This window comes from Vogesella oryzae, from assembly GCF_902829295.1.
GTDB classification, from domain to species: domain Bacteria; phylum Pseudomonadota; class Gammaproteobacteria; order Burkholderiales; family Chromobacteriaceae; genus Vogesella; species Vogesella oryzae.
The window spans coordinates 1-9,380 of the sequence record NZ_CADEPL010000046.1; the positions used below are offsets into that span (position 1 = coordinate 1).

A 9,380-nucleotide genomic window follows, 5' to 3' on the forward strand; every position below is an offset into this window, starting at 1 on the left:
CCATGAAGGTGAGGATGGTGGTGATCACCATGGTGCCGGTCACCGCGATGCCATAGGCCGCCGCCAGCTTGCCGGAGGAGCCGAAGCCCACCACCAGCGCAGCCACCGCCACCAGCAACGCCCAGTTCACCGCCGGCAGGTAAATCTGGCCGATCTCCTTGCTGGAGGTGTGCTGGATCGCCATCCGCGGCGCGTAACCGAGCTGGATGGCCTGGCGGGTAATGGAATAGGCACCGGAAATCACCGCCTGCGAGGCAATCACCGTGGCCAGCGTCGCCAGCGCCACCATCGGCAGCAGCGCCCATTGCGGCGCCAGCAGGTAGAACGGGTTGGCGATCGCCTGCGGCTCGCGCAGTAGCAGCGCGCCCTGGCCAAAGTAATTCAGCACCAGCGCCGGCAGCACCAGGCCGAACCACGCCAGGCGGATCGGCCGGCGGCCGAAGTGGCCCATATCGGCATACAGCGCCTCGCCACCGGTCAGCGCCAGTACCGAGCCGCCCAGCGATAGAAAGCCCAGCACCGGGTTGGCCGCAAAAAAGGCCAGCGCATGGCGCGGGTCCAGCGCCGCCAGCACCGCCGGGTTGGCCGCAATCTCGCTGATGCCCAGCACGGCCAGCACGGCAAACCACAGCACCATCACCGGGCCGAACAGCGCGCCGACTTTCTCGGTGCCGTGCTTTTGCATCACGAACAGCACGAACAGCACCGCCAGCGACACCGGCACGATGAAGCGTGTCAGCGCCGGGGTGGCGATGCCCAGCCCCTCCACCGCCGACAGCACCGAAATCGCCGGGGTGATGATGCTGTCGCCGTAGAACAGCGCGGCACCGAACAGCCCCAGGAGCATCAGCAAGGCCACCTGCTGCCGCGCCTTGGCGTGGTGCAGCACCAGCGCCATCAGCGCCATGATGCCGCCCTCGCCCTTGTTGTCGGCGCGCATGATCACGGTGACGTACTTGAACGCCACCACCACCAGCAGCGACCACAACACCAGCGACAGGATGCCGAGGATATTGGCGTGGTTCAGCGGTACCGGATGGGTGCCGGCAAAGATTTCCTTCATGGTGTACAGCGGGCTGGTGCCGATATCGCCATACACCACCCCCAGCGCCGCCAGGGACAGTGCGGCCGTGCGGCCGCCGTGTTGTTGTGAACTCATGTTCGGATTCCGATCATCAAAACTGGAAACGGTAGCCCACCCCGGACAGGGTGATGAAATGCACCGGTTGCGCCGGGTCCTGCTCCAGTTTCTGGCGCAGGCGGCTCATATAGATACGCAGGTAATGGCTGTCTTCGGTATGGCCGGGGCCCCACACCGCCTGCATCAGCATGCGGTGGGTCAGCGCCTTGCCGGCATCGCGCAGCAGCGCACACAGCAATTTGTACTCCATCGGCGTCAGCGCCACCTCGACACCACCGCGGCGCACTTCGCGCCGCGACAGATCGACGCTGACGTCGCCGAAACTCAGCAGCGGCGAGGTCTCCTGCTGGCGGGCATGGCGCCGGCTCAAGGCGCGCACCCGCGCCAGCAGCTCGCCGACGCCGAACGGTTTGGTCAGGTAATCGTCGGCGCCGGCATCCAGCGCCTCGATCTTGTCCCCCTCGTCGCTGCGCGCCGACAGCACCAGCACCGGCGCCTGCGACCAGTGGCGAAAATCGCGGATCAAGGCCACACCGTCCATGTCCGGCAATCCCAGATCGACGATCAGCAGGTCCGGCTGGCGACTACCGGCCTCTACCAGCCCACGTTGGCCGCAGTCGGCCTCGTACACCGTCCACTGCTGCGCCTCCAGCGTACTGCGCACGAAGCGGCGGATATGCGGCTCGTCCTCGACCAGCAGGATGCGCAGTTCAGCCTGGCTCATGTTCGTCCTCCGTCAGCAGCGCCGGCGGCGTGCCCAGCGGCAGGCGCAGGCAGGCGGTGGTGCCGGCCCCCGGGGTAGCCGACAGCCGCAGGCTGCCGCCATGTGCTTCGGCAATGGCCTTGGCGATGCCGAGGCCCAGGCCCACGCCCGGCTTGCTGGATTCGGCCTCGCCGCGCTCGAACAGCGCAAACAGCCGCTCCAGATGCGCCGGGTCGATGCCGGGACCGGCATCGCTGACCGCCAGGCAGGCAAAACCGTCCTCGAGGTAGGCATGGATGCGGATCGGGCTGCCGGCCGGCGCATACTTGGCGGCGTTTTCCAGCAGATTGCACAGCACCCGCTCGATCAGTACCGCATCGAAGCGCAGCAGCGGCAGATCCGGCGCCAGCTCCAGCGTCAGCGGGTGTGCGGCCAACGTCGGCTTGAGCAATTGCAGGCTGGTGCTGATCACGTCCTCGTACAACTGCCATTCCAGCCGCAGCTGCATCTTGCCGGCCTGCAGCCGCGCCATGTCCAGGAGGTTGGTCATCATGCGGTGCACCGCGCCGGCCTGGTCGCGGATCAACCGTGCCGCCTCGCGCTCCGCTTCCGGCAGCGGGCGGCCGGCCAGTTCGTCGGCCATGCCCAGCAGGCTGGTCAGCGGCGTGCGCAGGTCATGCGACAGCGCGGCCAGAATCGAACTGCGCAGTTTTTCGGCATTGATCTCGATCTCGGTCTGCCGCGCCACATCGACGTAATGCAGCCGCTCCACCGCAATCGCCAGCAGCGAAGCCAGAGTGATGAACAGCGGCTCGCGCGCCAGAAAATCCTGCGCCGAGATCGCCTGCGGGTAGATGGCGAGCACACCGCGCATGCCCATCGGCGCCCGCAGCGGCAGATACAGCGGCGGCGTGCCGGCATCCGCGTCGCCGCGTACCGGCTGCTGGCTGTTGAATGCCATTTGCAGCAGGTGGCTTTCCAGCAGCTCGCTGTCGCCGGTATCCAGCTGCCGCGCCGGCGTCAGCCAGAAGCAGCGCACGCGGCATTGCTGATGCGCGGCATAGCTCTCCACCGCCTCTTCTACCTGGGCGATGGTGGCGGCGCCGGTCAGGGTGCGCGCCAGCTCGTAGTGGCCGCGGGTTTCGCGCTCGTGCTGGCGCACGCGCTCGGTTTCGTCCTGCAGGCTGGTCGTCAGGCCGGTGGTCAGCAACCCCACCGCCAGCATCACCGCGAAGGTGATCAGGTACACCCCGTCGCTGACGGCAAAAGTGAAGTGCGGCGGCACCAGAAAGAAATCGAACAATGCCACGCCCAGAAAGGCCGCGAACACCGCCGGACCACGCCCGAGCTTGAGTGCGACCAGGAACACCACCAGCAGGAACAGCATCACCGCGTTGGCCAGCTCCAGCGTGTCGCGGAACGGTGCGGTGAGCAGGGTGATCAGCAAGCAGGCAATCACTACCAGCCCATAGCGCCACCCCATGGGCAGCCGGCGGCCGGATGGAAGTTGATTCGGTTTCATGCTGCGCTCGTTTATCCAGATGGTGTAACGATAGGGCAGTCCCTGTAAAAAGTTTGTAGAGAGTTGTTGGCTTGCTGTAAACAAGCTGTAAACGCCATTCAGGACAGTGGCAACCCTCATCCCCGCCAAGGAGCCTTCATGTTCTCTGCCCTGCTCGCCTTGCCGCGCACGGTGTGGCTGATCGGGCTGATCAGCCTGGTCAACGACAGCGCCAGCGACATGCTGTACCCGCTGATTCCGCTGTACCTATCGTCGGTGCTGCTGGCCGGCCCCAAGGCGCTGGGGCTGATCGAAGGCATTGCCGAGGCCACCGCCAGCCTGCTGAAGCTGTTTTCCGGCGTGGTGGTGGACCGCACCCGCCGCAGCAAGCCGTGGCTGGTATTCGGCTACGGTCTGGCCGGGCTGGGCCGCCCGCTGATCGCCTTTATCGGCAGCTGGCCGTGGCTGCTGGCCATCCGCTTTGCCGACCGTGTCGGCAAGGGGCTGCGCTCCTCGCCGCGCGACGCGCTGCTGGCCGCCAGCGTGCCCGCGCACCGCCGCGGGCTGGCCTTCGGCCTGCATCGCGCGATGGACAATGCCGGCGCGGTGGTCGGCCCGCTGTTGGCCGCAGCCTTACTGGCCCGCCAGGTGCCGCTGCACGACATCTTTCTGTGGTCGGCGCTGCCGGCGGCGCTATGCCTGACCCTGGCCGGCGCGCTGCGCGAACCGGCCGAGCGCACGCCAGCCGCCGCGCGGCCGTTCAGCTGGCGGCTGGACGGCTTGCCACCGACCTTGCGCCGCTACCTGCTGGTGGTGGCGCTGTTCACGCTAGGCAACTCCTCCAATATGTTCCTGCTGCTGCGGGCGCAGGCGCTGGGCGTGCCGCAGGCCGACATCCCGCTGCTGTGGGCGGCGGTGTCGGCGGTGGCGATGCTGTTTTCCACCCCGCTGGCGGCGCTGTCCGACCGCGTCGGGCGGGTGCGGCTGCTGCTGGGCGGCTATGTGCTGTACGGGCTGTTCTATCTGGTCATCGGCCTGATCTCGACACCGGGTTGGCCGCTATGGCTGCTGTTTGCCGGCTACGGCCTGTTCATGGCCGCCACCGAAGGCGTGGAAAAGGCGCTGGTGGCCGATCTGGCGCCGGCCGATGGCCGCGGCACCGCCTTCGGCTGGTTCAACCTCACCGCCGGCATCTGCCTGCTGCCGGCGTCGCTGATTTTCGGCTATCTGTACCAGGTGGCCGGCGCACTGCCGGCGTTCGGCTTTTCTGCCGGCTGCGCGCTGGCGGCGGCCTGGCTGCTGTGGCGCTGGCTGGGGCCGCATGCGCTGCCACAGCCGCAGCCGGCGCTGCCCGGCGGCAAATCGTAGCCGCGTGCTGGCTGCGCATTTGCGCCAGAACAAGCCGGCGGCGCGCCAAGCGGCTAGGATCAAGTGATGGCACGCACGGTAACAAGCCATGCGGCCAACCACACAGCCACAAGAAACGGAGACACCATGCATCTGACCTTTCTCGGTGCCGCCGGCACGGTAACCGGCAGCAAATACCTGCTGGAATGCGCCGGCAAGCGCATTCTGCTCGACTGCGGCCTGTTCCAGGGCTTCAAGCAGCTGCGGCTGCGCAACTGGAGCGGCCTGCCGTTTTCCCCGGCCGATCTGGATGCGGTGGTGCTGAGCCACGCGCATCTGGACCACAGCGGCTATCTGCCGGCGCTGGTGCGCGACGGCTTTCGCGGCTGCATCTATGCCTCGCCCGCCAGCTGCGCGCTGGCCGGCATCCTGCTGCCGGATAGCGGCTACCTGCAGGAAGAAGAAGCCGAATACGCCAACCGCCGCGGTTTTTCCAAGCACAGCCCGGCATTGCCGCTGTATACCCGCGAGGATGCCGAAAAGGCGCTGGAGTACTTCAGTCCGCTGCCGTTCCACAGCCGCACCACCATCCTGCCGGGTGTCGAGGTGACCCTGCGTCCGGCCGGCCACATTCTTGGCGCCTCCTCGGTGGAGATCGTGGCCGATGGCGTAACGCTGGTCGGCTCCGGCGACCTGGGCCGCCAGCACGACCCGGTGATGAAGCCGCCGGAGTTCGTCCGCCACGCCGACTACCTGCTGCTGGAGTCCACCTACGGCAACCGCGAACACCCGCAGCAGGCGCCGGAAGACCTACTGGCAGAAGTGATCAACCGCACCGTGGCGCGGCACGGCATTACCGTGATTCCGTCGTTTGCGGTGGAGCGGGCACAGGAGCTGATGTACTACCTGTACCGGCTCAAACGCGCCGGCAAGATTCCGCACCAGCTGCCGGTGTACCTGAACAGCCCGATGGCCAGCGATGTCACCGAGCTGTACCACCAGTTCCGCGACAGCCACAGGCTGTCGGACGAGGACTGCATGGGCATGTGCCAGGTGGCGCAGATCGTGCGCACGGTGGATGAATCCAAGCGCCTGAACGAGCTGCGCGAGCCGGCGGTGATCATTGCCGCCAGCGGCATGGCGACCGGTGGCCGCGTGCTGCACCACCTGAAGGCGTTTGCCCCCAACCCGCGCAACACGCTGCTGTTTTCCGGCTTCCAGGCCGGCGGCACCCGCGGCGCACTGATCGTGGCCGGCGCCAAGACCGTGCGCATCCACGGCCAGGAAGTGCCGATCAATGCCGAGGTGGTGGCGATGGAGCATTTGTCCGCCCACGCCGACAGCAACGAGATCATGCAGTGGCTAAGCGGCTTTGCCGCGCCGCCGCGCCACACCTACATCGTGCATGGCGAGCCGGACGCCGCCGATGCGCTGCGCCGGCGCATCAGCGTGGAAAAACACTGGCCGGTAAGCGTGGCGGAACAGGCCGAGCGGGTGACGCTGGACTAACCCCGACAGGTTGGCCGCAGGGCCGGCAGCCACTAGCTGCCGGCCCTGCCCGCTTATGCCGTCACCTGTTCCAGCGCGGCTATCGCCTGCCGTGCCCGCTCCAGCTGCTGCAACAGCGCCGCCAGCTGCGGCGCCAGCGTCCCGACCGGCGTGTTCTGTCGCAAGGCGGCCTCCATGTCACCGGCCAGACGCGCCACCTCGTCGACACTGACATTGCCGGCCGCACCGCGCAGGGTATGCACCAGCCGCAGCAGCCGTTCACCGTCTCCGGCCTGTAATGCCGCCTGGCTGTCTTCGGCAAAGCCGGCCATATTGCTGGCGAACAACAGCAGCCACTTGCGATACACCTGCGGCATTCCGACCGCGCGCGCCGTCCCTTCCGCCACATTGACACCGGCAGCGGCCAGCTGCTGCCACACATCGCCGGCACTATCGCCGCCAGAGACCTGTGCGGCAGACACCACGCCGGCGGCTTGCACTTCCTCAACCGCTGCCGCCGGTTCCTGTGCGGTCGCTTCCTGTGACTGCGCCCTGGCCTGCAGCCCAGCCTGGGCCAGTACCGCAAACAGCCGGGCCGGGTCGATCGGCTTGCTGATGTAGTCGTCCATGCCGGCGGCCAGCACTTCCTCGCGACTGCCGGACAAGGCATTGGCGGTCAGCGCGATGACTTTCAGCTGCTGCCAGGCCGGATTGGCGCGGATATGGCCGGTCGCGACAAAACCATCCATCACCGGCATGTGGCAATCCATCAGCACCGCATCCGGCAGCCCCAGTTGCAGCGCCTGCAGCGCCTCCTCGCCGTTGGCCGCAAAGCTGACATTGGCCCCGGCCTCCTGCAGGTAGGCGGCGACCACTTCCTGGTTCAGCGGCACGTCATCGACGACAAGTACGTGGCAACCGTCCAGCCGCGGCAAATTGCGCTGCAGCTGCTCGTCAGCCGCCGGGCTGGCCTGCCACAGCCGCTGCAAGCCTTGCACCAGGCGGCCGGGCGTCAACGGTTTGACCCATACCTCGCACACCGGAAGGCTATGGGATGAGGTTGGCAACAGCTCGGTAGAGCTGACGTGATGGCGACTCAACAGCACCAGCCGGGCACCGGCTGGCCACGGCAAGTCGTGCACCAGCTGGCGCCAGTCGGCTGCATCGCTATCCAGCAGCAGCACGTCCTCCATGCGCCACTCGGCCAGCAGCGCCTGCAACTGGGCATGCGTCGTCACCGGCAGGGTTTCCAGCCCCAGCTGCTGGCACAGAGGCAGCAACCAGTTACGACTAGCCTCGCCCAGCCGGGCATGCAACAAGCGGCCCTGCGGCAGCCACGCTACGGATGCTTCCGCCGGCAACGGTAGGCACGGCAGGCTGAAAGAAAAACGACTGCCCTTGCCAGGCTGTGACTCGACCTGCACCCCAGCGCCGCCCATCAACTGCCCCAGCTGGTTGGAGATCACCAGACCCAGGCCACTGCCGCCATAGCGCCGCTGGGTAGAGGCATCCGCCTGCGAGAATGGCTGGAACAGGCGGGACAGCTGTTCTGCGGTCATGCCGATACCGCTGTCCTGCACCGAGAAATGCAGCCTGCCGTCCATATAGCGCACCGTCAGCAGCACCTGTCCCTTGGCGGTGAATTTCACCGCATTACCCAGCAAGTTCAGCAGCACCTGCCCCAGCCGCAGGGCATCGCCCTGCCACTGCGGCGGCAAATCCGCCGGCACATCGAACACCAGCTCCAGCGGTTTGCCATCCAGACGCATGGCCAGAATGTCGGCAAGCGGTTCCAGTACCTCTTCCAGCTGGAACGGGGCCTGCTCGATCTGCAGATGGCCGGACTCGATTTTGGAGAAATCCAGAATGTCATTGATGATTTCCAGCAAGCTGCGCGCCGAACGCACCACCTTGCCCAGATAGTCACGGGCCTTGGCCGGCAACTGCTCATGCATGGCCAGATCGGTCATGCCGATGATGGCATTCATCGGAGTGCGGATTTCATGGCTCATATTGGCCAGGAAGGCGCTCTTGGCGGCGGCGGCGCTCTCGGCGGCGGTCATTGCCTCCTGCATGCGCTGCGACAGCTGCTTCTGCGCGGTAATGTCTTCCTGCACGCTGACATAATTGGTAATGCGCCCCGAGACATCGCGCACCGGCGAGATCATCTGCATCACCCAGTATTCGCTGCCATCCTTGCGCCGGTTCAGCAGCTCGCCATACCAGTTTTCGCCGGACTGCAGGGTTTGCCACAGCGACTCGTAAACTTGTGGCGCGGTGCTGCCACTGTTCATCAGCGTGGGCAGCTGCCCCAGCAATTCCTGCTCCTCGTAACCGCACATCTGCAGCAGCCGCGGATTGACGTATTCGATCCGGGCTTCGGTGTCGGTAATCATCACCCCGGCCGGGCTTTGCGTTACCGCGCGCGACATCTGCTCCAGCCGCATTTCCTTGGCGCGCTGCTCGGTAATGTCGCGGAACAGCAGCACGGCACACAGCTCGCCAATCGGCTTGTCCAGCATGTTCAGCTGGTAAAACACCGGAAAGCGCTCGCGCTGCGCGCAGCCGAACTGCTCCTGCTGGCTGCTGCGCGGCAAGCGCTGCTGCAAGGCGCAAAAAATGGGCGACGGCCTAACCTGCCGTTGCCCCTGGGCGTTGTAGTGGTAGAGAAAATCATCCAGCTGGCGGCCGTTCAGCAACTCGTCACGGGTACCCAGCATGTTGGCGGCGGTCTGGTTGCAGAACACCACCCGGCCATCGCCCCCCAGGCCCAGCACCCCTTCGCCCATGGTCTGCAAAATGGCCTGCGCCTTGGCTTCGGCATGGCTGGCGGCCTGCTCCGCCCGGGCCAGTCGCTCCTGCTCCAGCGCCTCGCGGGCGGCATCCATTTCACGAGCCAGCTGCCGCGCGGCGGTCACATCCTGCATTACCGCCACGCGGCGCAACGGCAGCCCGGCGCTGTCAAATTCGTGGCGGCCAACCTCGCTCAGATACTTGATGCGACCGTCCGGCATCAACAGCCGGTAATCGACCGCGTAACCTTGCTGCAGGTTGGCCGCATGCGCCAGCAACACACTTTGCAAGTCATCCGGGTGGATGCGCTGCAAAAAGCTGCCCATATCCGGCGGCTGTGTCGTGGGGTATTCCAGAATCTGGTACAGCTGCTCGGTCCATTCGTCCGGACTGCCATCGCTATTGGC

General features: G+C 66.3%; 6 protein-coding genes. 2 read left to right on the forward strand and 4 right to left on the reverse strand.

Going from position 1 to position 9,380, the window contains the following annotated elements:
- From HU218_RS13415 to HU218_RS13425, 3 genes are all read right to left on the reverse strand, one after another.
- Positions 1 to 1,159 (reverse strand): KUP/HAK/KT family potassium transporter (locus tag HU218_RS13415; protein WP_174875443.1); only part of this gene is annotated, 1,159 nt, incomplete at its 3' end.
- Positions 1,160 to 1,175: 16 nt separating this feature from the next.
- Entirely contained in the window at positions 1,176 to 1,865 is a 690-nt protein-coding gene (locus tag HU218_RS13420; protein ID WP_174875444.1) for a response regulator, read from the reverse strand.
- A complete protein-coding gene (locus HU218_RS13425) occupies positions 1,852 to 3,366 on the reverse strand; it encodes a DUF4118 domain-containing protein (protein ID WP_174875445.1) in 1,515 nt (504 codons plus the stop codon). Before HU218_RS13425 ends, HU218_RS13420 begins: the two co-directional genes overlap by 14 nt.
- Positions 3,367 to 3,504: 138 nt before the next feature.
- Here HU218_RS13425 and HU218_RS13430 point away from each other — a divergent pair, with 138 nt between their 5' ends.
- Together HU218_RS13430 and HU218_RS13435 are read left to right on the forward strand one after the other, a co-directional pair.
- The gene (locus HU218_RS13430; protein WP_174875446.1) at positions 3,505 to 4,713 is read left to right on the forward strand and encodes an MFS transporter; all 1,209 of its coding nucleotides are present in this window, start codon (positions 3,505 to 3,507) and stop codon (positions 4,711 to 4,713) included.
- Between the two features lie 126 nt (positions 4,714 to 4,839).
- Positions 4,840 to 6,201, forward strand: coding sequence for an MBL fold metallo-hydrolase RNA specificity domain-containing protein (locus HU218_RS13435; protein WP_174875447.1), 1,362 nt, complete (start codon positions 4,840 to 4,842; stop codon positions 6,199 to 6,201).
- A 53-nt stretch (positions 6,202 to 6,254) separates the two neighbouring features.
- Here HU218_RS13435 and HU218_RS13440 read toward each other — a convergent pair.
- A partial coding sequence (locus HU218_RS13440) for a PAS domain-containing hybrid sensor histidine kinase/response regulator (protein WP_174875448.1) occupies positions 6,255 to 9,380 on the reverse strand: 3,126 nt, incomplete at its 5' end.

Excerpts from the sequence above, each read along its gene's own strand:
- HU218_RS13420 (WP_174875444.1), bottom strand. The coding sequence starts at position 1,865 with ATGAGCCAGGCTGAACTGCGCATCCTGCTGGTCGAGGACGAGCCGCAT.
- HU218_RS13435 (WP_174875447.1), top strand. The coding sequence starts at position 4,840 with ATGCATCTGACCTTTCTCGGTGCCGCCGGCACGGTAACCGGCAGCAAA.
- HU218_RS13430 (WP_174875446.1), top strand. The coding sequence starts at position 3,505 with ATGTTCTCTGCCCTGCTCGCCTTGCCGCGCACGGTGTGGCTGATCGGG.
- HU218_RS13425 (WP_174875445.1), bottom strand. The coding sequence starts at position 3,366 with ATGAAACCGAATCAACTTCCATCCGGCCGCCGGCTGCCCATGGGGTGG.